The organism is Methylobacillus rhizosphaerae, assembly GCF_900187985.1.
Lineage (GTDB): Bacteria > Pseudomonadota > Gammaproteobacteria > Burkholderiales > Methylophilaceae > Methylobacillus > Methylobacillus rhizosphaerae.
In genome coordinates this window covers 1-23240 of sequence record NZ_FZOA01000006.1, presented here as the reverse complement: position 1 = coordinate 23240, position 23240 = coordinate 1, and the positions used below count along the sequence as shown (strand labels likewise).

The following is a 23240-nucleotide window of genomic DNA, read 5'->3' as shown; positions in this document are numbered from 1 at the left end:
TCAACTTCTGTGCTGCAGGGATTGCAGCACAGAATGTATTCTGCTGCCGATATAGATTTGCGGATTGGAGAAACCATCCGGTTTGCCAGCTTCCTGTTCGCGGGCACGGATGATGGGTACTGCTTGTTGGAATGCATCCTCAAAAGAATAGGTGGTGCGCAAGGCTTCGTCGAAGACGGCGCGGCCAAAGAAGGTCAGTTCTGAGCTGCTGCCACACCCAAAGGATGTATGCGTGGCATCAGCGGCAGTCATAATGAGTGAGTTCTCGTTTTGCAGTGGTTCTATCCAGCTGCCTGCATAGCAGGCGGACACCACGATGATGCGATGCTTGATTCCAGCCTTGTCCAGCCATAAATTAAGGGTCTGTGGCGTGAGGCTGCGCATTTCCAAAGGCCATAACGTAGCGCTCAGTTCTCCATTCTTGGCGCCATGAGAGGTGAGATAGAGTAATAATACATCCTCATCCCTGTTCATGCGGTCAGCCGCGCGGTTGATGGCACGCTCCAGATTCTCCAGGCTGGCCCAGGGCAAACTCTCCAGCGTGGCAGGGTGGTTGACCAGTTCCTGCATGTGACCTGCCGCATCAAAACGTTCTTCAATGACGGCATTGACCATGCTGCTCTCGCGCAGAAAGACGGCATCATCACCGTAAGGTGAGTAACTGATGCTGAACAAGTCAACAACTCCTGGTCTTTCTGCTGTGAGCGCCGCACGTTGCTGGTTGGCAAGTTGTAATTGTATTTCCAGTTTCTCTGGAGTTAGTTGCAGACTGCTTTCTATCGATATATTTTCTTCATCATCAGACTCTGCCTGCCAATACGCTGGGGGTTGGGAGATATGGATAATGACTGGTGTGCTGAGTGCAAATATACCGGCTAACAGGATCAGCCTGCCACGTACTTGTGTTGTACGGGTGAGCAGCAGCCACAATGCCATGGCTGTCCACAGGCTGGCCACAATATATAAACTCCAGTGCCAGATTGAGCCTTCTATATCCATCTGTTGGATGAAGCCGACATAGGCAGCAGTGCTGATGATATCCAGTACGATGGCTTGTGTCGTGGCGACAGCAAATAACGCTATTGCCTGGACTGGTGATGCAGGCTGGCGTGCATGTTCACTAAGGTACCAGCATAACCAGAGCAGCAGTAATACCAGTAACCATCCCCAGAGCAAGGTTTTGGGCATGAACTCAGCACTGCCAAATACGGTGAAGCGTCCCGACAGAATACTGATGGCCGTTGTGATGATCAGCAAACATAGCAATTGCAAGGGGCTGATGCGCAGGCCAGTCAAGGAAACTCTCAGGAAAAATGCGCTTTGTAATCCACGGAGAAAAAAAGTGTGCAAGGGTGTAAAGGTGGAAGACATACGGGATTCATGCAATCGCTGGTTGTTTCTGCCATCCTGCCTGAATTCCGCGATCCCGCCAAGGCTCCAGCTTGCCTTGCGAGAGGAAAAGATTTATATTCAATCCACCTATGCAAACCCTCAGGCACAATCTGAATTTTTCCATTGCGGTGACCAGTCTGGTCACTGCAGGCCTGATGCTGCGCAGTCCGCGCTAGTACTTTTCCTTTCCAAGCTTTTTTCTACTTAGACGCTCCTGCTCTTGAAACTCATAACGTTGATGGAACCTATGCCATGACACAGAATCACCTCATCATTTTTGATACTACCTTGCGCGATGGCGAACAAAGCCCTGGAGCTGCCATGACGAAGGATGAAAAGCTGAGAATTGCACGCCAGCTGGAAAAGCTGGGTGTCAATGTGATTGAGGCAGGGTTCGCGGCAGCAAGTCCGGGTGACTTTGATGCCATTCGCGCGATTGCTGAAGTCATTACCGAATCTACGGTCTGTTCTCTCGCACGTGCCAACGAAAATGACATCCGCCGGGCTGGGGAGGCGATCAGTCCTGCCAGGAAGCGTCGTATTCATACGTTCATTGCCACCAGTCCCATTCATATGCAGAACAAATTGCGCATGACGCCGGAACAGGTGTTGGAGCGTGCCGTGCAGGCAGTCAAATGGGCACTGGAATATACGGATGATGTGGAGTTTTCTGCTGAAGATGCTGTGCGCTCCGACATGGATTTTCTGGTGCAAGTGTTTGATGCCGTCATTGAGGCTGGAGCCACAACCATCAATGTACCGGATACGGTAGGTTATTCTGTGCCGCAGCAATGGGGTGAGCGCATGGCGCAGTTGATTGCGCGCGTGAAGAACTCGGATAAGGTTATCTGGTCCACTCATTGTCATAATGATCTCGGCATGGCCGTTGCCAATTCCTTGTCTGCGGTGTTGGCTGGTGCGCGTCAGGTGGAATGCACCATCAATGGTCTTGGCGAGCGAGCGGGCAATGCCAGCCTGGAAGAAATAGTGATGGCTGTCAGGACGCGTCGTGATGTTTTTCAGCTTGATACCACGATTGATGCAACACAAATCGTGACGACATCGAAGCTGGTATCGACGATTACCGGTTATCCGGTTCAGCCAAATAAGGCGATTGTCGGTGCCAATGCATTTGCTCATGAGTCTGGTATCCACCAGGATGGTGTACTCAAGCACCGCGAGACTTATGAAATCATGCGTGCCGAGGATGTAGGCTGGGGGGCCAATAAGCTGACCCTGGGCAAATTGTCGGGTCGCAATGCGTTCCGTACTCGCCTGGCGGAGCTGGGGATTGCACTGGATGGAGAAGATGCCTTGAATGCTGCTTTTGCCCGCTTCAAGGAGCTTGCCGATAAAAAATCAGAGATCTTTGATGAGGATATCCAGGCCTTGCTCAGTGAGAATGTCGTCAACGAGGAACATTTCAAACTGGCCTACCTGCAAGTGGCCTCACAGACAGGCGAGACGCCGCATGCCGTGGTGACTGTGACCGAAAATGGCAAAGAGTTGCGCGCAGAGGCTGATGGCGGTGGTCCTGTGGATGCGGCGTTCAAGGCCATTGAGAAGATTGTGGGTAGCGGTGCTGAATTGCTGCTCTATTCTGTCAATAACATCACCAGTGGGACTGATGCGCAGGGAGAAGTGACTGTGCGTTTGTCCAGGGGCGGTCGTATTGTGAATGGGCAGGGCGCGGATACCGATATCGTGATTGCGTCAGCGAAAGCATATTTGAATGGGCTGAATAAACTGCATGCCAATACCGAGCGGGCGCATCCCCAGGTTTAACAGGCAAGAATAATTAATTCAACGATCGAAAAAATCATCAAGATAAAGGTAAAGGAATCCTCATGTTGCAAGGTGCAATCCAGGTAACAAGTTTTGATATGGACAGGTTGTTTTCCATGATTGAGCAATTGCGCAAAAACGGTTTTCCCGAGGCAGGCAACCTGGCCCGCCTTGAAGATGAACTGGCGCGTAGCGAGGAAGTGACCTCTGAACAGGTGGGTGCCGACGTGGTGACCATGAACTCACGCGTGTTGCTGCGCGACGAGGCAAATGGTCATGAAATACACTGCACGCTGGTGTTTCCTACTGATGCCGATGCCTCTGCCAATCGTATTTCCGTGGTGGCGCCGTTAGGTACTGCCATCCTGGGTTACAGGGTAGGTGATGTGATTGACTGGGCCATGCCGGGTGGTGTGCGCCAGTACAAGATTCTTAAAGTTGATTATCAGCCTGAGGCTGCTGGTGATTTCCATCTCTGAAATGGTGGATGATGAAGTAAGGCGCCTTGCAGGGCGCCTTTTTTATTGCTGCAAAGCCAGCATTCAGTCTTGAAAGGACAAAGTGTGCATTTCTCGCGCCAGCATATATTGATCGGCCTTGCATTGTTTGCGCTGTACTTCATATGGGGGTCAACTTATCTTGCCATGCGCATTGCCATTGAAAGCTTGCCGCCCTTTATGATGGCAGCGATTCGTTTTATTGTGGCTGGAGGTGTCTTGTATCTCTGGTTGCGCTGGCGAGGAAAACCTGCGCCTACACTCAGGCAATGGGGTGGGGCGTCGCTGGTGGGCCTATTTTTATTGGTGATTGGCAATGGTGGTGTGGCCTATGCCGAGCAGACTGTGTCATCTGGAGTAGCTGCGCTTGCGGTAGCAACCATGCCGTTGTGGGCTGCAGTATTTTCCCGCATTTGGGGATATGCCCCCAGTAGCCGGGAATGGCTTGGTATCCTGCTGGGTACTGTAGGTGTTGTCGTATTGAACCTGGGTGCGGAAATGCGGGCCAGTCCGTTGGGCGCCATGGTATTGCTGTTGGCCTCGGCAAGCTGGGCATTTGGCTCACTGCTGGGTAAGCACCTGCCTATGCCGCAAGGTGTCATGGCAAGTGCTGCACAAATGTTATGTGGTGGCGTGATGTTGCTGGGAGCCAGCTGGATGCATCACGAGGCCATACCGCAAACGATAGAACCAGCAGCTATTTACGCTGTGCTGTACCTGATTGTGTTTGGTTCGTTGATTGCCTACAGTGCGTACTTGTTTTTATACAATGCCGTCCGGCCTGCGCTGGCAACCAGCTATGCATTTGTGAACCCGCTGGTGGCCATGATATTGGGTGCATGGTTGGCGGGAGAGGCACTTGGGCATGCTGAGTTTTATGCGCTTGTATTGATTATGCTGGCAGTGGTACTGGTATTGCCACTGGGCCGCCGCCGATAAGCTATTCAGTGTTTGCTGCCCAGGTAGCGCTTGTCACTGAAGGTGGCAAGCCAGTGTGGGCGGAAGGCGGTCATGAGGGTAATAGCCATGCCAGTCAGCAGAGCCTCGGACCAGGCAATGAGGATGAAATAAGGCAGGTAGTTGCTGAATAGATAGTTGGCGGGATACGCTTGCATGGCGATCAGTATCATTACTGCGCTCAAGCCGCAGAGGCTGATGGTGAGTCCTCCGTTTAGAAAGCCGCAGACAAAAATATAGATAATCAGGTGGTTGGGTAATTTAGCATCCACCAGACGGAACAGGGTGGCGCTGAAGGCGACCGGAATGACGGCCATGATCAGATAGTTGATCCCCAGTGTTTGCCAGTTTGCCATGCCAAAGGCCGTAATGCTGACCAGCACTACAGCCAGTACCACCAGGGCCAATTGCCAGCGGAACATCAAGCACAAGGCAGTGGCTCCGAGCAGGTGGATATTCAAGCCTGGTCGTATGCCGGCCTTGATGCTCCAGAGCACCATCAGGGCAACCATTGAACCAAGGAACACATGTTGCAATGCCGGGGACTTCAAGTGTTGCCAGGGTGCCTTGATGACAGCGTAGGCAAGCAATGCCAGCGCCAGCGCATTGGCACTCCATTGCCAGCCGAGAGGCACCAGGTGTTCAGGTAGATTCATTGCCAGTTAGTATCCGGTGTGGATTCGGGTTTGAGGTCGCACACTTGATGTCCATAGGCTAAACTCTAACAATTTTTCCGTAGATGGAGAAATAATTTGCAGCTCGCATTATTTGATCTTGATAACACGCTTCTTGCAGGGGATAGTGACTTCCAGTGGGGACAGTTCCTTATCGCCAAAGGTTTACTCAATGAAAAGGAGCATTTGGCCAGGAATATCGCTTTTTACGAGGATTACAAAGCGGGAAGGCTGGATATCCATGCTTTCCTGGATTTTCAGTTGAAACCATTAAGCGCGTATAAGCGTAGCGAACTCGATGCTTTGCATCAGGAGTTCATGGTGGAGAAAATCCGTCCGATGATTACCGGGAAAGCACGTGCCTTGGTAGAAAAACATCGGCAGAACGGCGATCTGCTCATGATCATTACGGCAACCAACAGCTTTGTGACCGGTCCGATCGCACATGAGTTCGGGATTGAACACCTGATTGGCACCACCCCGGAAGAAGTGGGCGGAGAATTTACCGGTAAAGTGACGGGTACACCCAGTTTCCAGGCTGGCAAGATTATGAGGCTGAATCAATGGCTGGCTGAACGTAAGCAATCACTTACTGACTTTGAGGTCACCTGGTTTTACAGTGATTCCCACAATGACCTGCCATTGATGAAACTGGTAGATAAGCCTGTGGCGGTAGATCCGGACCCTACTCTCAAGACGTATGCAGAGGAGGCCGGCTGGCCCGTCATCAGTCTGCGCTGATGCGGTTTAACGGTGCAGCAGGACTTCCAGGACGAACTTGCTGCCCGCATAAGCCAGCAGCAGCAATACAAACCCGCTTAATGTCCAGCGTACGGCAGTGCGGCCTCGCCAGCCATAACGGTAGCGGCCGAACAGTAATCCAGCGAAGATCAACCATGACAACATGGTGAATACGTTCTTATGCGTCAGCTGCATGGGGTGATGGAACAACAGCTCCGAAAACATCATCCCGCTGATGAGCGTGAGCGTCAGCAATATGAATCCCAGGGTGATGATGCGGAACAGCAGGATTTCCATGGTCATCAAGGGAGGGAAGTCAGGAAGCCGGAGCCAGCTGGATTTCTGGTGCAGTTTGCGTTCGGCTGCCATCATGAGCAGCGCATGCAGGGCTGCGAAGGTCAGTAAACTGTAAGCCAACATGGCAATGACCATATGGGCAACGAATAAAGGTTGTTCGGCATATGGCACTACATGTGTTTCAGGCTGCCAGGCCTGGAGCAGGACAAAGAATGCGGCGGGTGGCAGGACAAAAGCCTGCAGGCTGTATAAATGGTGCTTGAGGTTGGTGACCCAGTAAATCAGTACGGTGAGCCATAGAATCGTCGAGAGTGCATTGGTGAAACTGAGATTCAGCCCTTGGGAGAACAGTGTGCAATAGAGTGATAACCCGTGCAGAACCAGGCCGATAGCGATCAGGCCAGATTGCCAGCGCTGTGCATGAGGTTGGGATGTTGCACTGGACGTTTTTGTGCTGCGCCAATAGTTTGCGGCCACCAGCAGGTAAATCAGTGCAGTAATAAAAGGCAGAAACACAATCATACGGGATGACTTGGGTTAGAATTCATATATTCACAACACTATAACATGCAGCCGCCCGACGCATGCATTTATGCACGGCAGCATTCATCGGTACCTATCATGTTTGAAAACCTCAGCAGTAGATTACAACAAGTTGTCAAAACCCTGCGCGGTCATGCGCGACTCACGGAAGAAAATATCGCAGATGCCATGCGTGAGGTGCGTATGGCCTTGCTGGAGGCCGACGTGGCCCTGCCAGTGGTCAAGGAGTTTATCAACCAGGTCAAGGAGCGTGCCCAGGGGCGCGAGGTGCTACAGAGCCTGACACCGGGTCAGGCTGTCATCCAGGTGGTGCATGAAGAGCTGACCCGCCTGATGGGCGAGCAGAACACAGGGCTCAACCTGACTACCAACCCTCCTGCCATTGTATTAATGGCAGGTTTGCAAGGGTCCGGTAAAACTACAACTTCAGCCAAACTTGCTCGCTTGCTCAAGGCAGAGAAGAAAAAAGTTCTGCTGGCCAGTGCAGACGTTTATCGGCCTGCTGCGATTGAACAATTGAAAACGCTGGCGAAAAGCCTGGAAGTTGACTGTTTTGACTCCAATGCAACACAGAAGCCTGTGGATATCGCTGCGCAAGCGCTGGATTTTGCCAAGCGACATTTCTATGACGTATTGATTTTTGATACTGCAGGGCGCCTGGGTATTGATGAAGCCATGATGGCTGAAATCAAGCAGTTGCATGATTTACTGGATCCGATTGAAACCCTATTTGTCGTGGATGCCATGCAAGGCCAGGATGCGGTCAATACCGCGCGTGCCTTTGGCGAAACTTTGCCTCTGACAGGCGTGGTGCTGACCAAGCTGGATGGTGATGCGCGTGGGGGGGCAGCCCTCTCTGTGCGGCATGTGACAGGTAAGCCGATCAAGTTCATTGGGGTCAGCGAAAAAGTGGATGGCATTGAACTATTCCATCCTGAACGCATGGCCTCCCGCGTGCTTGGCATGGGAGATGTGCTGTCACTGATTGAGCATGCACAGAAAAATGTTGATCTGGAGGAAGCCAAAAAGCTGGCAGACAAGGTCAAATCGGGCAAGAATTTTGATCTGGATGACTTCAAGTCGCAAATGCTGCAAATGCGCAAAATGGGAGGTATGGGCGCACTGATGGATAAAATGCCGGCTCAGCTCTCCGGCATGGTCGGCCAGGTCAATAATGAGGCTGGAGACAAGGCTCTACGCAGGATTGAGGGCATTATTAATGCGATGACACCATTAGAGCGTCGTAAGCCTGAAATCATCAAGGCGACACGCAAACGCCGTATTGCCGCCGGCTCTGGTGTGCAGGTGCAGGAAGTGAACCGCTTGCTCAACCAGTTCGAGGAAGTGCAGAAAATGATGAAAATGTTCTCCAAGGGCGGCATTGGCAAAATTATGCGCAGCATGCAAGGGCGCTTCCCCGGTATGAGGTAAAACTGGCGACAGCAATAAATTTTCAATCCGGCATTGACGTCAGCAGTACTTTTCTTCATAATTGCGCGCTTTCCGGGATGACTAGTACATCTCAGGGCTGTTAGCTCAGTTGGTAGAGCAGCGGACTTTTAATCCGTTTGTCACAGGTTCGAACCCCGTACAGCCCACCAGGAATATTAAAAGGGTTAGCTGCAAAGCTAACCCTTTTTCATTTCATATAGTCCAACCTTGAACATGTGCAGTGATATCCGCGTAAATATGCGGGGCTATGTGCGTAGCGATTGGTTTGATTGCCTATTATTACTAGTCTGTCATATTTTTCATCATTGTACGGTGCGTGTTGGTCACTGTACGCACCAAGTAACACGCATCACGGCTGTAACTGTGCAGTTTCCCCGCGGGCACCAGGTGATTGGCAGGCTGGAAAGCATGACGCTGCCAGAAGTCGGTAGATTGGTTGACGGCAACCAGTGATAAGGTGGTCAGGTTTTCAGCCAGTGCTTGTGAACATAGCTGTGCAATGATCTGGCTTGCAGCTCCTGAGCCCCGTGCGGCAGGGAGCAAGGCAATGTCATGCAGGTAGTAGCTATCCGCTTTGTCAGGCAATGTGTGCAGTTTGGTGTTGAGTGCAGGTGGATGACCTAGTAACCAAGGATGGCTGAGCAGGTAGCCATACAGGTGGGTTCCGTGTTGCCTGACCCAGCAGCCTTGTGAGTAGAGCTGCTGGCGTTCGATGAACACATCCGCATGTTCAGGGTAGTCTGGGTGTACTTGGGCGGCGATCCGGAGTACATCCGGCAGGTCGCCTGGCTGCATCAGGCGCCAGGATGCAGCGGATGGTGACATGGCAGGCAGTGGCTTATTCAGCTTCTGCTTGGTGTTTGCGGCGTTGGCGTACACTTTCGGCCAGCGTGTCTAGCAGGGTGATGGAGTCGTCCCAGCCCAGGCAGGCATCGGTAATGGATTTTCCATATTCAAGCGAGCATCCTGGAATAAGGTCCTGCCTGCCTTCGTTCAGGTGTGATTCAATCATGACACCGACAATGCGGTCATCACCGCTGGCAATCTGCGCGGATACATCCGCAATGACATCAATCTGGCGCTTGAACTGTTTCAGGCTGTTGGCATGGGAGCAATCGATCATGACTTTGGGAGCCAGACTGGCGTTGGCCAGCTCGCGTGCAGCTGATTCGACGCTGGCTGCATCGTAGTTTGGCACTTTACCGCCACGCAGGATGACATGGCAGTCTTCGTTGCCGCTGGTGGAGATGATGGCAGAGCGCCCTTCCTTGGTGACCGACAGGAAGTGATGCGGACTGGCAGCAGCCTTGATGGCGTCCACGGCAATGCGGACGTTGCCATCAGTGCCATTCTTGAATCCAACCGGACAGGACAGGCCTGATGCCAGTTCACGGTGGATCTGGGATTCCGTGGTCCGGGCGCCAATGGCACCCCAGCTGACCAGGTCGGCTGTATATTGTGGTGTGATGACATCCAGAAATTCAGTGCCAGCCGGCATGCCGAGTGAGTTGACGTCTAGCAGGAAGCGGCGGGCCAGTTCCAGACCTTCGTTGATGCGATAACTGCCATCCAGGTCAGGGTCGTTGATCAGCCCTTTCCAGCCGACGGTCGTGCGTGGCTTTTCGAAATATACTCGCATGACGAGCAGGAGGTCGTGTTCAAAGCGGGGGCGCAAGGCCACGAGGCGGCGCGCATATTCCACTCCGGCATCGTAGTCATGAATGGAACAGGGGCCGATGATGACCAGAAGCCTGTCATCCGCACTGTGCAGGATTTTATGGATGGTGCTGCGAGTTGCCACGATATTGTCAGTGGCAGAGCTGCTGGCTGGCAGCGCTTCAAGTAACTCAGACGGTAATCTCAGCTCCTTGATTTCCTTGATGCGTACGTCATCAGTCGCAATTTTCTGGTATGGACTCATTCTTTTCTCATCGTTGCCCGGAGGGTAACCAGGCATGGCACGGCACTGATATGGTAAAAAAGTTGATTATTATAACTTTATGCGGGTATTCATGCCCGGGTTTGTGCCCGGCACTCACGCAATCCTGCTCGCCAGACTCAGTCTGGATGAGGAGTTTGGGGCTGTGAGGTGCAGATAAAGGTATGAAAGCCGGGTTTTGCACCATCTATATGGTCGAAATAGCCATCTGCCGTAGACTGGACGCTGTGTGGTGGACAGGTGAACATACTTGGGGCAGATTCAGCCAGCGGCACATAGCCTGCGATGCGACCATTGGCATCATGGCTGGCAATCAGCTTGTAAAAAATGCGTCGATTGCCTTCCTCTGCAATCTCGGATGCAGTCCAGCACATTTCCCCGAAGAAATAAGCGTCTATCTTGTCGTCTTTATAATCTGCAAATGCCACTCCACCAATGATTGGGCTGTCAGCCTCAGGGGTGAAATTGCCATAGTCCTTGCATATTGCAAATGCTGCAGCGTTTTGTAGCAATAGCGCAATGGCAGTCAGGGTGTGTAGCTTGTACATGCAGGTTTTCCTTAGTCGCTTGATGAGTTATTTTCGCATATTCATTCCAGTGTATGGGGATCCGTATGGCAAGTGAAATTCCTGTATGAGAAATTGTTCCTGATTTTCTCTGGTTTGCGCCTAAGCGGAATTGGATACTAAAATAGTAAGAGTGTTTGTGAGTATTTTTTCATTCGTGCTATCTGTTGTCGGGGTAGGCGAGTCAATTCGGGAAGACAGGTAGGCGACCTGCCAACCGCAAAATGGTTTGGCCAAGTTGTATCGAGTGACCGGGGATAATTGTGCCTGGTAGATGGCTGACATCGATGAGTCTTTGATTAAGATAGTTAACGAATAACAAGCTGTTTATTTTCTGAACAAACGGCTGGAGAGGATGAGTGTTGAGTCGCATAGTGGGAATCAAATGGGTAGTTGTGAGTGCATGGATGGTAAGTCTCGGATTATTGTCATTGTCTGCGGAGGCCGATGAAGTACGTCTCAAGAATGGTGACGTGATTACCGGAAAAGTGCTCAGAAAACTAGACGAAAAAGTGGTATTCAAGACTTCCTATGCCGGGGATATCCAGATTACCTGGTCCGAAATTGAAACAATCAAGACAGATGAGCCACTGGCCGTGACATTGACGGACCGTACCAATATCAAGACACCCATTGAAAGTAATGAGGCAGGCAAGGCAACCATTCAGTTGGCGCAACAAGAGCAGCAAGAAAATAGCGAAGCTCAGACCAAAGAAATTCCCTTGTCTGACCTGATGTATATCAATGCAACACCGGAGTTGTCCGGTGTTGGTGTCAACTGGAGCGGGCGTATCAACCTGGGTGGATCCATTACCCAAGGGAATACAGATACGACAACACTGAGGCTGGATGGTGAGTCGATAGCACGTACCTTGAATCATCGTTTGACTGTGGCAGCGGTAGTGAACCGTGCTACTAGCGATGGATATAACACTCAGTTCAATAACCGCTCTTCAATCAAACTGGACCGTTTTATCAGCAAGAAGTGGTATGTCTACGCCAACAATACGTTGGAAAATGACAAGTTCCGCGATATCAAGCTCCGTACCATGACCGGTGTGGGTAGCGGTTACCAGGTATATGAGCGACCAGACCTCAATCTGTTCATCGAAGGTGGTTTGAATTATGTGACCGTCAATTATTATGATGCCGAGAATGAAAGTTATCCTGGCGCACGCTGGGCGGTGAAATATGATCAGCGTATCTTGGGTGGTAATACCCAGTTCTTCCACGAACATGAAGTGTTGCTGGGACTGGATAGCGCCAGTAATGCGCTGGCCTTTACCAAAACTGGCCTGAGGTTCCCGATTATCGAGAATTTCAATGCTTCCATTCAGTACAATCTGGATTGGGCTGGTCAGCCGGCAGAAGGCCGCAAGAGCGTGGATAGTGCTTTGATCTTTGGCTTGGGATATAGCTGGCAATAATTGACACCGGCAGGTTCAAGGGTGTTTTGATAGGGAGGTTTGCAGGACTCTGCTAGTATTAGCCTGGGAATCATGCAGGAAATGCGATGCATGTCCTCAAACTCATAGCGCAGGCACACCATTACACTCAGGGGCGCAACATGGATATTCTCCCACGGTGTTTTGGACGCAATTGTCTGTTGAAAAGGGAGATCTGCTGCAGAAAACTCCCGTATTAATTGACATGAATAAGGCAGCACTCAATGAGCATTTTAAGAAAATCAAGAAAGCTTCTTTTTATACTACTGGCGATTCTGTTGGGAGCCATCCTGTTTTTTGTTGGCGCCTATCAGTATCACATGCAATGGTGGCCGTTCGGCCAGGGCTATTTCGCGGAAGTGGATGTCGATGAAATCGTGCCAGATGCCCGCCAGGTAAAACTGAGCTCGATTTTTGGCAATGAAGATCTGCAAGTGCGTGAATTGCCATTCAGCGATCAATATCCTACCGGGCCTTTCGAAATGCTGGGTAACAAGCGTTTCCTGTTCATTACCAAGTGTGGAGAAGTGTATTTCACGCAGATCAATGCATCCGGTGATATTGAAATCACCAAGCATGCCGATACGATCAGCAAACCCGAGACTTCCCCGCGCGAGGAGAGTAAGGGTGATGAGTATGACGGCCTGGTCTACTGTAGGGAACTTGCTGGCGTAAAGGATTCCCTGCTGGTCGGGAACACACTGTATCTTGCTTATACTACCTGGGATCACGAGGCAAATGGTGCCAGGCTTGCTGTGTCTGCATTCGAGCTGGACCAGGAAAACTCCGAGTTGACTTTCCGTCGTGATATTTTCCTCACTTATCCTGCTGTAAAGGAGCCTTTCCTTGGACACCAGGTGGGAGGGAAGCTGGTGCTGGGGGCTGATGACCATACCATGTTCCTCAGTGTAGGCGATTTTTCCAAACCGGATGGAGTACAGAATCCGGATACCGCCTTAGGTAAAATGATCAAGATCAACCTCAGGGATTTCAGTGCTGAAATTTATGCCACCGGTTTGCGCTCTCCTTCTGGTGGTTTGTATTTTGACCGTGAAAGTAATGAGCTGTGGGAAACAGAGCATGGTCCCAAGGGTGGGGATGAAATCAACCTCATCAAACAGGGCAAGAACTATGGCTGGCCTGTGGTGAGTTATGGCACATTGTATGAGCGCGAAGGCATGGGTAACTATTACGGCAACAATTACAACTCGCATGAGAATTTCGAGAAGCCAGCATTTGCGTTCCTGCCATCGGTAGGGGTGGGTGCAATTGCCAAGTATCCCCGGACAGGAAAGAATGAATATTGGGAAGATGGTTTCTTTGTGGCGGGAATGGCAGACAACAGCCTGCTGTACATGCGCAAGGAAGGCGAGCGGCTCGTGTATGCTGAACCTGTATTGCGCGAATACCGTATCCGCGTACTCAAGATTGACAAAAATGGCCGGTTTTTCATGAAAACCGACAATGATCAATTCCTCTGGATGGAGTAGTCAGTAAACAAGCCGGGCATGCCCGGCTTGTTTTTTTCCAACCTCAATGTGATGGTGATACCGGCACACGCAGCAAATGGTGTTGCAGCGCATAAAAAATAAAATCTGCATTACTTCGTGAGTTCAGCTTTTTCAAGACCCGATTGCGAAATACACTGACCGCACTCGGGCTGACGTCAAGTTCACGTGCGACCATGACAATGGGTTTGCACTGGATCAGTTTCAGAAATACCTGGAGCTCACGCCTGGAAAGTTGATCGTGCGGCAGCGGCGTGCCGTGCAGCAAGTGTCCAGGTTCCAGCCTGCCAGGTAGATAATGCCTGCCGGCACAGATGTCGGTAACAGCTTGCATAAAGTCTTCTGCTGTTGCGTCTTTCTCCAGATATCCCTTACAACCGCCTCGGATGAAATTGCGCAGCAGGTGTCTGTCTTCTCCATTGCTTAAGATCAGCAGCGGAATCCGCGCTGTAATATCCTGCAGGTGAGCGAGCAATTCCAGTGCATCAGATCTGTAGGGAGCAAGGCTGATAACCACCAGGTCATGGTGTCTGGCAAGTAGATGTTTCTGTGTGCAGGCGTCCAGACCTGGATAAATATTCTGGATCTGCAAGTCGTTATGTCTGGATAGCAGATGTAAAAGTGAGTAATTGATCAGACGGTTTTCGCTGATCAACGCGATCCTTTTCATGGCGTATCAATGATCTATGGTATAGCCGATCAGCATGATGCTGTTTTGTATTCCCTGCTATAGGACAATGTAGTACGAGTATGTCAGAAAAATCCGGGGGACTACTCTTGTAGGATGGCGCTGACAATAATTGAGGTGCTTTGCCTATGACAGCAGGCGCCTGCTTTCCATACGCTACAACTCACGCCAGTTCAAGGCTGAATACAACATCATGATTAATGAGGAGGCAAAGATGGCAACGTTGCATAGCGAGGCATCAACACGGGAAGAGTGGATTATATTGCCCATTTCATGGCGTGCGATTCTGGCCGGGCTGGCTGTGGCCATTGCCATACAGTTAGTGCTGAGCCTGCTGGGGACAGGTATAGGTTTCAGCTTTGTTGAGCCCGTTAATACAGGGGAGACGCCATCAGCTCAGGCTTTTGGCATTGGGGCTTCTTTATGGTGGATTGTGTCCTGGATATTGTCACTGACGGCTGGCACCATTGTTGCGGTGTTATCGGCAGGTGAGATTACACGTTGCCGAGGTGCGTTAATGGGTATCGTAATCTGGGCGTTGGCGACTATCGCTGGGGCTTGCGTCTTTACCAATCTTGCTGGTGGCGCGTTCAAGACCACGGCCGGAGCTATCGGTCTTGCAGGCAACGGAGCGATTGCCGGTGGAGCGTTGCTCGCCACTAATACCGGACCTGAGATGGGGAGGGATATGAAACGGGAAGTGGAAGCGTTTTTCCGCAATGCCAGGGAAAGTATTGACCAGCAAGTGACTGATGAACACCAGGGTAGAAGTAAGCGTGGTGCCTACTGGCATGCATTAACACGTTACTTAAGCAGTGGTGATGCTGAAAGCAGGACAATAGACCGGGATCGTGTAGTCAGCACCCTGGCTGATGCAGCCGGTGTTTCCAGGGAGCAGGCTGATGCGGAGGTCACCAAACTGGAAGACGCCTATGTTGCCAGCAAGGAAAAGGCCAAGGCTGCTGCGGACAAGGTTGCCGAAATGACAGCCAGGTTTGCCCTATGGGCGACATTGGGCTTCCTGGTGAGTCTCGTCGCCGCGGTTTTCGCCGGTGTGTTAACGGCGCGTGGTGTGGTGCACGTTTCAACTAAGAACACATATTGACAATATAAAGGAGAGAAAATGCCTTATATCATCGCATGGTTGCTGGGAGTGCCTGTCATTGTTCTGGTGCTGATCTGGCTGGTTTTCTAATATTGCTGATAAGGACCAAGGTCTCCGAATATGGAGACCTTGCTGAATGTGTCAGCACCATCCGACGCAAAGTGGTAATTCTGTCCTATGAGAGGTCATGATGTGATTGACTATCATGGTGATATATCTGCTTGATCGGGCATGGCCCGGTCAGCAGACAAACAATAAATATCTGGTATGACTTTGGGAGAAGGAAATGAAATCAACATTCCGTGTGCTCATCCTGTCATTGATAGTATTTGTCATTCATGCTGCTGGTAGCCAGGTAATGGCTGCTGAAATGTGCCGCAGTCAGCATGCTACATCTGTGCAAATGTTGCAGCAGGATATGTTGAGTGTCCGGAACCAGGATGTGCCGCGCAGATACAAGGATATTGAAGGCCGGCGTCTAGCCAGGAGCGATAGTGTGGCTGGGTATCAAGCGCCTGCGTTGGTCGATAAAGGCATTTGCCGTTATACGCTTAGCGTGTTTAACAAAAACACCGTCAGAATGTAGTGAGTGCCCGGGATTACAGCCCAGATCACGTTGTGAAATGAATATGTTGGTAACAAGAAGAAAGAGGTGTTCGTATGTCCAGATCGAAACTGTTTGTTATGGTTCTGGTATTGATCTTGGTTTGGGTGGCATTTACTCAGATCCGGATGCTGGATGGTAAAGGGATTGATGCAGCCAAGGCCGCTGCTCTACAGCAGATTGAGAATCCTGAGACTGCCAAGTTCGAAAATCTGCAGGAGGTCCAGCATGGCAAGATGAGTGTGGTATGCGGTCAGTACCTGGTCAAGGATGCCGATGGCAACTATGGGTATCCACGGGATTTTGTAGTCGAGATATATCAGGACGAGGAGCCGAGGTTCAGCGAGGCGGGCAATGATGTAGCGCAATACTGCCACGTATCAGGAGACGCATCATAAGAATGGTGTATGTTAAAAAAGCCTGGCGGGTGACCAGGCTTTTTTAATGTCATCTGTTACTTATTATTGTTGGAGGGGGGCGATCAGCGGCCAGCGATCCTCCATCCAGGCGTATTCTTCAGGAGGCTCTGTCGTGATCACATATACCCGGCGTTCGTCATGGTGTGTGGCAATGATGCCCTTGATGACATGGCCCGCAGGAATATCAATCCAGTGCGCATTGCGCTCAGGGTCACGGCTAAGGAATTCATCAACAATCAAGTCAACTGGCTCAGGCTTGAGCTTGTCCCATTTGCCTTGTTCCAGGGAGGCTTGTCGCGCCCAACCGCCGATGAAAAAACCGCCTTCCTTTTCTTCCAGGTTGTTTCCCCAGCGGATCCACTTGGTTTTGCCATTGGCATGTTGGATGGGCAGGGCTGCCTGGGGATGGGGAAATACGATATGTTTTTCAGTACCGGTGTGGTCTGTGACTTTTACGCCTCTACACATGATGACATCCTTGAATATGGTGAACTGCATTCTAGGCAAATCATATGAAGAATTGATTACAGAGCGTCAGCCTGATTCTTCCTATCTTGATGTAGGAATTTTCCTACCTATGGTTAACTGGTTTCTTCCACGCGGAGTAGACAGTCTTGCGGTTAATGGTTGGTCTCATGCTGCTTTTATGACCAGATATCTAGGATGGCTGATGCAGAGCGATATATGGCGGAGATTCATATGGCATGGTAATGAGTGATTGCTTTAGCGCTGCGGCATCCTCGACAGGTGTCCTGCCAAATAGGCGCTTGAATTCCCGGCTGAATTGCGAGGCACTTTCATATCCAACCCTGGATGAAGCCTGGGTAGCAGTCATACCATCTTGCAACATCAGGCGGGCTTTGTGCAGGCGTGTTGTCTTGAGATACTGCATGGGGGATGTGGCCGTGACCGCCTTGAAACTGGCATGGAATGCCGCAATGCTCATCCCGGTTTCTGCTGCCAGCTGTGGCACACTCAGGGTCTGGGAATATTCACTGTGGATCCGGCGTAATGCTTTCCCTATTTTCCGGAAGTGGTTCTGTTGGGTCAGCAAGGCGCGGATGGACTTTCCTTGGTCGCTGGTCAAGACCCGATAATGAATTTCCCGGATGATGGCATTGCCAAGAATGGCGGTATCGGTGGCAGAGTCCAGGCTTTGCAGCAAACGCAATACGGCGTTGGACAGTTTGCAATCCAGCGGGGTGGAAACGATGCCATGCGAGTGCGTGCTGGGATTGTGTCCCGTATCTTGATCCAGCACCATGATCAGCTCTGAGAGTATGGAGATGTTGATGCGGATCGAGATGGCAAGCAGGGGCTCTTCCTCAGAAGCAATGGTTTCGCTCTCGAAAGGCAAGGGGATGGACAGTACGAGAAAGTGTTGAGGATTGTAATGGAATACCTGTTGGCCAAGATAGCCGATCTTCTGGCCTGAGCAGACGACGACGATACTCGGCTCATACAGTACCGGGTTGCGAGGAAGATAACGGTTCCAGCGCATGAGCTTGACGTCATCAAGCATAGTAGGTGTGAAACCTTCCGCAGGCGTCAATTTCCTGAGTAGCGCCATCATGTTGTGACGATCGTGTGCCTGCCAGCAATCTTGATTAATCATGTGTTTATTTATAATTAGGCTTTGAAATATGCTTTATTTTAGCAAAATAAGAGAGATTTAAATATAAATAGGCAATAGATGGCGAGCTTTGTGCATTTATTCCGGCATTAAGGTTCAATACACTGGCAATATTATGAAAACGTTGATGAAAAGGAGATCACGATGAAAATTCAATTGCGCGCCATGGGGGTGCTGCTTGGTTCGGTTCTGGGCGGTGCTGCCATGAGCAGCTATGCAGATATAGCCGATGTACAGGCCAATCTCGATAAGCTGAAGGTGCCAGCGGGCTTCAATGTCGAGGTGTATGCGGAGGTGCCAGGCGCACGCCAGATGGCATTGGGTACCAATGGCACTGTATATGTCGGTACGCGTGGCAACAAAGTGTACGCTGTTGTGGATAAGAATAAGGATTTCAAGGCAGACCAGGTGGTCACGATCCTGGATGACCTCTCGGTCGGCAATGGCGTTGCAATGATCGATGGCAATTTATATGTGGCTGAGCAGAATCGCATTGCGCGTTATGCAGCCCCTGATTTTGATCTGTCCTTGCCATTCAAGGATATGCGCGAGGTCATTTACGATAAGCTGCCCAACAAGTCCCACCATGGCTGGCGCTATATTGCCTACGGTCCTGACAAGAAGCTGTATGTCACCGTTGGTGCGCCTTGCAATATCTGTGATCCACAGGGAGTGGAGGCCAGTATCCTGCGCATGGACCCGGATGGGAAAAATGTCGAAGTGTTTGCCAAGGGTGTCAGGAACTCAGTTGGCATGGATTTCCAGCCCGGGACAGGGGTGTTGCATTTTACCGATAACGGCATGGACATGATGGGGGATGATATCCCGCATGATGAGATGAACGCAGCTCCCAAGGCTGGTCAGCATTTTGGTTTTCCTTATTTTGGCGGGCGTGATGCGCGGCCGGTAGACTGGCAGAACAAGCAACCTCCACAGAGTGTGACGCCGCCTGTAGTCGAATTCCAGGCTCATAGCGCCAATCTTGGTTTCAAGTTTTATACCGGCAAGCAATTTCCCGCTGAATATCAGGGTAATGCCTTTGTGGCCCAGCATGGTTCATGGAACCGCAGCCAACCGGTGGGCTATCAGCTCATGCGTGTGGTGTTTGATGAAAACCACAAACCCAAGGCGACAGAAGTGTTCATTGATGGCTGGCTGAATGACGGTGCTGCCTGGGGACGGCCTACCGATGTGCTGCAGTTGAATGACGGCTCCTTGCTGGTATCCGATGATTACAGTGGCGTGATCTACCGTGTCAGTTACGGCCAGAAAACTACTGCGCCTGCCGCTAAGGGGGCAGGTAAAGTAACTGGGCTGGCGATGCCTGAATCTGTAGTGGCGCATCCTGATGGTCGCCTCTTTGTCTCGGAAATCGGCGAGTTCGGCAAGAACGGTGACGGCAAGATTACCATTATCAACACAGATGGCAGCCGCCAGACACTGGCAGATGGGTTGAATGACCCCAAGGGAATGGATCTGTTCAATAACCAGTTGTATGTGGCAGATGTGGATCAAGTCGTGAAAATCGGCCTGGATGGCAGCAAGACAGTCATCGCCAAGCCTTCTGATTTTCCATCCATCCCCGTGTTCCTGAATGACATCGAAATTGATGGCTTGGGCAATGTCTATGTATCCGATAGCGGAGATGATAATGGCAAACATGCGGCTATCTACCAGATTTCCCCTGCAGGCAAGATACGCCAGTTGGTCAATGAGAAATCTGGCATTAAGCGCCCGAATGGGTTGCTGCTGGATGGCGTCAATCAATTACTGGTAGCCGATTTCGGCAGTGGCAAGCTGTTCCAGGTCAATTATGCAGGTAAGACCGCGGCAGTTACCTTGCTCAATCAGGGCTTTGGTGGTGCAGACGGCTTGGTGCGCGATACTGATGGCGTGTTATACATCAGTGACTGGGCTGGTGGGAAAGTCTGGCAGCTGACAGATCCTCGTGCCACGCCACAACTGATTAGCGAGGGGCATCAGTCCTCTGCCGATATCAGTGTGACAGTGGATGGCCGTTTTATCCTGATGCCTGATATGAAAGCAGGTGAGCTGGTTTATCTGCCGGTGAAATAAGCGGAAGCAGTCTTGAAAGCCGGGTTATCCCGGCTTTTTTATTGGGTGGATATTCAGGTATTGACCAAGGGAGCCCTGAATGGATCAGGAAGATGGGCGTCCAGCTTCTTTGCCAGAGAAAAAGAATGCTTTTGCTGACTGGCAGCATGGATCTGCCGAGCAATAACACCCAGCACTTCCTCTACTGTCAGAACGCTGAGCCTGGTTTCAATTTCCTCCTTCAACGCCTGCAATACCTCAATACTATGCTGGAGATCATGGATGGACTGTTCGATGTTGTGACCCATTGCGTGCTCCTGACAAGTATCTAGTGTTGATTGTGAGAATTATAAGCGTGAATGCCCTATATGCTCTGTAGGAAGTGTGGAAATTTTTGTAGGAAATTTCCTATATGGTGATGGAATAGGATACAGCTGAAGCTGGGCAGCATGCTGTTTCTGGAAGTGGGCGGTGTATCGTTCTGCATAGGGCGCAGAAATGAAAAACGGCTTCCTGTTGGAAGCCGTTTAAAATGGTGCGCCCGAAGAGATTCGAACTCCTGACCCCTTGGTTCGTAGGGGCGAATATAAATTTTTAGTTATTATTTATCATTAACTTACAACGCCTGCATGTTTTATTTTTAGCTGTATTTAACCGTATTATTAATGATTTACGGCATGTTTTGTGACGGTTTCCCTACAGTAGAGTTCGAGAAACAGTATTTCAAAAGTACTCGAAAATGACTAGTACTGACAAGCGATTCAGATGTGGAGGACGCAAGAAGAAGACCCCCTCTGAGATAAACTCCTGTGACAAGGGGTGCGCCAATAACACTATGAACTAAAATGATAAAGTGTTATCATATTGCATGAAATATTAATGAGAAATCATTCATGAAAGCGCGTGCATCATCACAATCCAAGGCGACATTACTGGCCCAACATGTCCGGGCTGGCAAGGTGTATCGCCGCGAAGACCTCGCACCATACTCCACAAGTGTGGATCGTGAGTTGCGCCAGCTCGTCGACCAAGGCGCCCTGCACAAGCTTGCACAGGGCTTGTACTACAAACCCAAAAAAAATGTTTTTGGCGAAGTCCCACCCGATGAGAATGAGCTACTGGCGGCTTTCCTGAAGGACAAGAACTTCCTGAGCTTTAACCCCAGCGTATACAACTCATTGCGTCTTGGGACCACTCAGCTCTATAACAAAACCGTGGTCTACAACCACAAGCGCCATGGAGAGTTCGTCCTGGAGCGCCGGCGTTATGAGTTTCGAATGAAACCCAGATTTCCGCGCCCTCATCAGGTCACACCGGAGTATCTGCTGGTCGATATGCTTAACAATCTGGATGATCTTGCTGAGGATAGGGGGAGCATCCTAGCAGCAGCCCAGCGTAAGCTTGCCTCTTTTGATCGACAGAAACTCCAGAAATCACTGGAGCAATATGGTTCAGCCGCCACCAAGCGTTTGATGAAGCGCTGGCAGACTGCCGAACAACAAGGCTCAGCCGCATGAATAGGGCTGCCAGTTTCCTGCATGACCGGCAGGACTTTCCTGACCTATTGCGTATTCTGGGGGAGCGCCACCAGATCGATCCGAGCCTGATTGAAAAGGACTACTGGATCATGCACTGCCTTTGGGGGCTACAACAGGAGGATTGGCAGTTCGAGCTTAAAGGAGGCACCTCGCTATCCAAGGGTTTCCGGCTCATCGATCGGTTCTCCGAAGATATCGACATCCATATCCTTCCCCCGGAAGACCAGCATGTCATGTCCGGCAAAAACCACGACAAGCCCACCCACATCGAATCCCGCAGGCAGTTCTTTGAATGGCTTGCCTCCAAGATACAGATACCTGGTCTGATTTCAATTGAGCGGGATCAGGAATTCGATGATGAAAAATTCCGCAGCGCAGGTATTCGACTGAACTATCAATCGCATATGGAGCATATTCCAGGCATCAAGGCAGGTGTGCTGCTGGAGGTCGGGTTTGATGACACAGCCCCCAATATGCCATGCACCATTTCCTCCTGGGCCATGGATGCTGCGCAGTCAAGCCATGTGGATGTTATTGATAATCGTGCCATTGACGTCCCCTGTTATAGTCCGGCCTATACCTTTGTAGAGAAACTGCAAACTGTTTCTACCAAGTTCCGTCAGCAACAGCAAAGTGCAGCGTTTCCAAAGAATTTTCTCCGGCACTATTACGACCTGTATTGCCTGCTAGATAGCCCAGAGGTGCTTGCGTTTATTGGCACAGAGGAATACTACGACAGGAAAGCAGTCCGCTTCAGGGCCGGTGACAACCTGGACATCGCCAGCAATGAGGCATTTGTGCTGAACAACCCCCAAGTACGCGAACTGTACGAAGGTAAGTATCAGGAAACCGCCGCGCTCTACTACGCTGGGCAGGTTCCGTTTGATGAAATCCTTGCCCGCATCCAGAAACACATTACTCGTTTATGACAGCATACAGCCTCGGGCCTTTGCCATGGATGTAGAGAAGACCGGATGAAAAATTCGTAGTTTGACTACGAAAATAAACAACTTCTTAAAGCCAATGCTCTATAAGGAAGCTCTCAGTGCCATTGCCATAACGCTCACTGAATCGCCCCTACTATTCTAGACAGTCTCCAGCCCCTCGAAATAACGCTTTTCATACTCTACTGGCGATAGGCCATTATTGAAACTGTGTCGACGCCTAGGGTTATAAAACATCTCGATGTAATCAAATACATCTTGGCGGGCGGCTTCTCGATGCTCATAAATCTTCCGACGTATCCTTTCCCGCTTCAGCAATTGAAAGAAGCTTTCTGCGACTGCATTGTCGTGGCAATTTCCTCGTCTGCTCATGCTAGGTTTGAGACGGTGCGCTTTTAAAAATGCCTGCCAATCATAGCTGCTGAACTGACTACCTTGATCTGAGTGGACTAGCACCT

24 protein-coding genes and 1 tRNA gene are annotated in these 23240 nt (G+C 50.6%); 14 read left to right on the top strand and 11 right to left on the bottom strand.

Annotation, left to right across the window (positions count from 1 at the left end; translation table 11 throughout):
• Positions 1 to 1371, bottom strand: a complete 1371-nt coding sequence (locus CHB59_RS07620) for a C13 family peptidase (RefSeq protein ID WP_089375649.1) — start codon at positions 1369 to 1371, stop codon at positions 1 to 3.
• Positions 1372 to 1644: 273 nt separating this feature from the next.
• Between CHB59_RS07620 and CHB59_RS07615 the strand changes: the two genes are divergently transcribed.
• From CHB59_RS07615 to yedA, 3 genes are all read left to right on the top strand, one after another.
• A complete protein-coding gene (locus CHB59_RS07615; protein WP_089375648.1) occupies positions 1645 to 3177 on the top strand; it encodes a 2-isopropylmalate synthase in 1533 nt (510 codons plus the stop codon).
• Between the two features lie 62 nt (positions 3178 to 3239).
• Complete coding sequence (gene rnk / locus CHB59_RS07610) at positions 3240 to 3656, top strand: nucleoside diphosphate kinase regulator (protein WP_089375647.1); 417 nt, start codon at positions 3240 to 3242, stop codon at positions 3654 to 3656.
• 69 nt (positions 3657 to 3725) lie between these two features.
• Positions 3726 to 4613 (top strand): drug/metabolite exporter YedA, encoded by an 888-nt coding sequence (gene yedA, locus CHB59_RS07605; protein WP_245835092.1) that lies wholly within the window; start codon positions 3726 to 3728, stop codon positions 4611 to 4613.
• Between the two features lie 5 nt (positions 4614 to 4618).
• Here yedA and CHB59_RS07600 read toward each other — a convergent pair whose 3' ends face one another.
• On the bottom strand, positions 4619 to 5287 hold the full coding sequence (locus CHB59_RS07600; protein ID WP_089375646.1) for an energy-coupling factor ABC transporter permease: 669 nt from the start codon (positions 5285 to 5287) through the stop codon (positions 4619 to 4621).
• 96 nt (positions 5288 to 5383) lie between these two features.
• Here CHB59_RS07600 and CHB59_RS07595 point away from each other — a divergent pair, with 96 nt between their 5' ends.
• Complete coding sequence (locus tag CHB59_RS07595; protein WP_089375645.1) at positions 5384 to 6046, top strand: histidinol-phosphatase; 663 nt, start codon at positions 5384 to 5386, stop codon at positions 6044 to 6046.
• Positions 6047 to 6052: 6 nt separating this feature from the next.
• On the opposite strand, the gene CHB59_RS07590 is transcribed toward CHB59_RS07595, so the two are convergent.
• Positions 6053 to 6865, bottom strand: coding sequence for a cytochrome C assembly family protein (locus CHB59_RS07590; protein WP_089375644.1), 813 nt, complete (start codon positions 6863 to 6865; stop codon positions 6053 to 6055).
• Positions 6866 to 6964: 99 nt separating this feature from the next.
• Between CHB59_RS07590 and ffh the strand changes: the two genes are divergently transcribed.
• The gene (ffh, locus tag CHB59_RS07585; protein ID WP_089375643.1) at positions 6965 to 8317 is read left to right on the top strand and encodes a signal recognition particle protein; all 1353 of its coding nucleotides are present in this window, start codon (positions 6965 to 6967) and stop codon (positions 8315 to 8317) included.
• 94 nt (positions 8318 to 8411) lie between these two features.
• Positions 8412 to 8487: transfer RNA gene (locus CHB59_RS07580), tRNA-Lys, on the top strand.
• Between the two features lie 133 nt (positions 8488 to 8620).
• Here the strand turns inward: CHB59_RS07580 and CHB59_RS07575 are convergent.
• The 3 genes from CHB59_RS07575 to CHB59_RS07565 form a co-directional block, all read right to left on the bottom strand.
• Positions 8621 to 9163 carry a GNAT family N-acetyltransferase gene (locus CHB59_RS07575; protein ID WP_089375825.1) on the bottom strand — a complete coding sequence of 181 codons (543 nt, stop codon included), beginning with the start codon at positions 9161 to 9163 and terminating at the stop codon, positions 8621 to 8623.
• A gap of 13 nt (positions 9164 to 9176) precedes the next feature.
• On the bottom strand, positions 9177 to 10259 hold the full coding sequence (aroG, locus tag CHB59_RS07570; RefSeq protein WP_089375642.1) for a 3-deoxy-7-phosphoheptulonate synthase AroG: 1083 nt from the start codon (positions 10257 to 10259) through the stop codon (positions 9177 to 9179).
• Between the two features lie 137 nt (positions 10260 to 10396).
• Complete coding sequence (locus CHB59_RS07565) at positions 10397 to 10825, bottom strand: hypothetical protein (protein WP_089375641.1); 429 nt, start codon at positions 10823 to 10825, stop codon at positions 10397 to 10399.
• Between the two features lie 377 nt (positions 10826 to 11202).
• Here CHB59_RS07565 and CHB59_RS07560 point away from each other — a divergent pair, with 377 nt between their 5' ends.
• Both CHB59_RS07560 and CHB59_RS07555 read left to right on the top strand, forming a co-directional pair.
• Positions 11203 to 12270, top strand: coding sequence for a DUF481 domain-containing protein (locus CHB59_RS07560; RefSeq protein WP_245835091.1), 1068 nt, complete (start codon positions 11203 to 11205; stop codon positions 12268 to 12270).
• Between the two features lie 242 nt (positions 12271 to 12512).
• Positions 12513 to 13778 (top strand): PQQ-dependent sugar dehydrogenase, encoded by a 1266-nt coding sequence (locus CHB59_RS07555; protein ID WP_089375639.1) that lies wholly within the window; start codon positions 12513 to 12515, stop codon positions 13776 to 13778.
• Positions 13779 to 13821: 43 nt separating this feature from the next.
• Here the strand turns inward: CHB59_RS07555 and CHB59_RS07550 are convergent, their stop codons facing one another.
• A complete protein-coding gene (locus CHB59_RS07550) occupies positions 13822 to 14466 on the bottom strand; it encodes a LuxR C-terminal-related transcriptional regulator (RefSeq protein ID WP_089375638.1) in 645 nt (214 codons plus the stop codon).
• 130 nt (positions 14467 to 14596) lie between these two features.
• On the opposite strand from CHB59_RS07550, the gene CHB59_RS07545 reads away from it, so the two are divergent.
• From CHB59_RS07545 to CHB59_RS07535, 3 genes are all read left to right on the top strand, one after another.
• Entirely contained in the window at positions 14597 to 15589 is a 993-nt protein-coding gene (locus tag CHB59_RS07545) for a hypothetical protein (RefSeq protein WP_089375637.1), read from the top strand.
• 286 nt (positions 15590 to 15875) lie between these two features.
• Positions 15876 to 16175 carry a hypothetical protein gene (locus CHB59_RS07540; protein ID WP_089375636.1) on the top strand — a complete coding sequence of 100 codons (300 nt, stop codon included), beginning with the start codon at positions 15876 to 15878 and terminating at the stop codon, positions 16173 to 16175.
• Positions 16176 to 16249: 74 nt separating this feature from the next.
• Positions 16250 to 16591 carry a hypothetical protein gene (locus tag CHB59_RS07535; RefSeq protein WP_089375635.1) on the top strand — a complete coding sequence of 114 codons (342 nt, stop codon included), beginning with the start codon at positions 16250 to 16252 and terminating at the stop codon, positions 16589 to 16591.
• 63 nt (positions 16592 to 16654) lie between these two features.
• On the opposite strand, the gene CHB59_RS07530 is transcribed toward CHB59_RS07535, so the two are convergent.
• Both CHB59_RS07530 and CHB59_RS07525 read right to left on the bottom strand, forming a co-directional pair.
• Complete coding sequence (locus CHB59_RS07530) at positions 16655 to 17080, bottom strand: hypothetical protein (protein WP_089375824.1); 426 nt, start codon at positions 17078 to 17080, stop codon at positions 16655 to 16657.
• A gap of 190 nt (positions 17081 to 17270) precedes the next feature.
• A complete protein-coding gene (locus CHB59_RS07525) occupies positions 17271 to 18227 on the bottom strand; it encodes an AraC family transcriptional regulator (protein ID WP_089375634.1) in 957 nt (318 codons plus the stop codon).
• Positions 18228 to 18389: 162 nt separating this feature from the next.
• Between CHB59_RS07525 and CHB59_RS07520 the strand changes: the two genes are divergently transcribed.
• The gene (locus CHB59_RS07520) at positions 18390 to 20321 is read left to right on the top strand and encodes a DUF7133 domain-containing protein (protein ID WP_089375633.1); all 1932 of its coding nucleotides are present in this window, start codon (positions 18390 to 18392) and stop codon (positions 20319 to 20321) included.
• 53 nt (positions 20322 to 20374) lie between these two features.
• On the opposite strand, the gene CHB59_RS07515 is transcribed toward CHB59_RS07520, so the two are convergent.
• Positions 20375 to 20608: a hypothetical protein gene (locus tag CHB59_RS07515; protein WP_089375632.1), complete on the bottom strand. Its 234-nt coding sequence runs from the start codon at positions 20606 to 20608 to the stop codon at positions 20375 to 20377.
• Positions 20609 to 21193: 585 nt separating this feature from the next.
• On the opposite strand from CHB59_RS07515, the gene CHB59_RS07510 reads away from it, so the two are divergent.
• On the top strand, positions 21194 to 21817 hold the full coding sequence (locus tag CHB59_RS07510) for a hypothetical protein (RefSeq protein WP_089375631.1): 624 nt from the start codon (positions 21194 to 21196) through the stop codon (positions 21815 to 21817).
• Complete coding sequence (locus tag CHB59_RS07505; RefSeq protein WP_089375630.1) at positions 21814 to 22767, top strand: nucleotidyl transferase AbiEii/AbiGii toxin family protein; 954 nt, start codon at positions 21814 to 21816, stop codon at positions 22765 to 22767. Before CHB59_RS07510 ends, CHB59_RS07505 begins: the two co-directional genes overlap by 4 nt.
• A 156-nt stretch (positions 22768 to 22923) precedes the next feature.
• Here the strand turns inward: CHB59_RS07505 and CHB59_RS07500 are convergent.
• On the bottom strand, positions 22924 to 23240 hold a 317-nt coding region (locus CHB59_RS07500; RefSeq protein WP_143738699.1), incomplete at its 5' end, for an IS3 family transposase.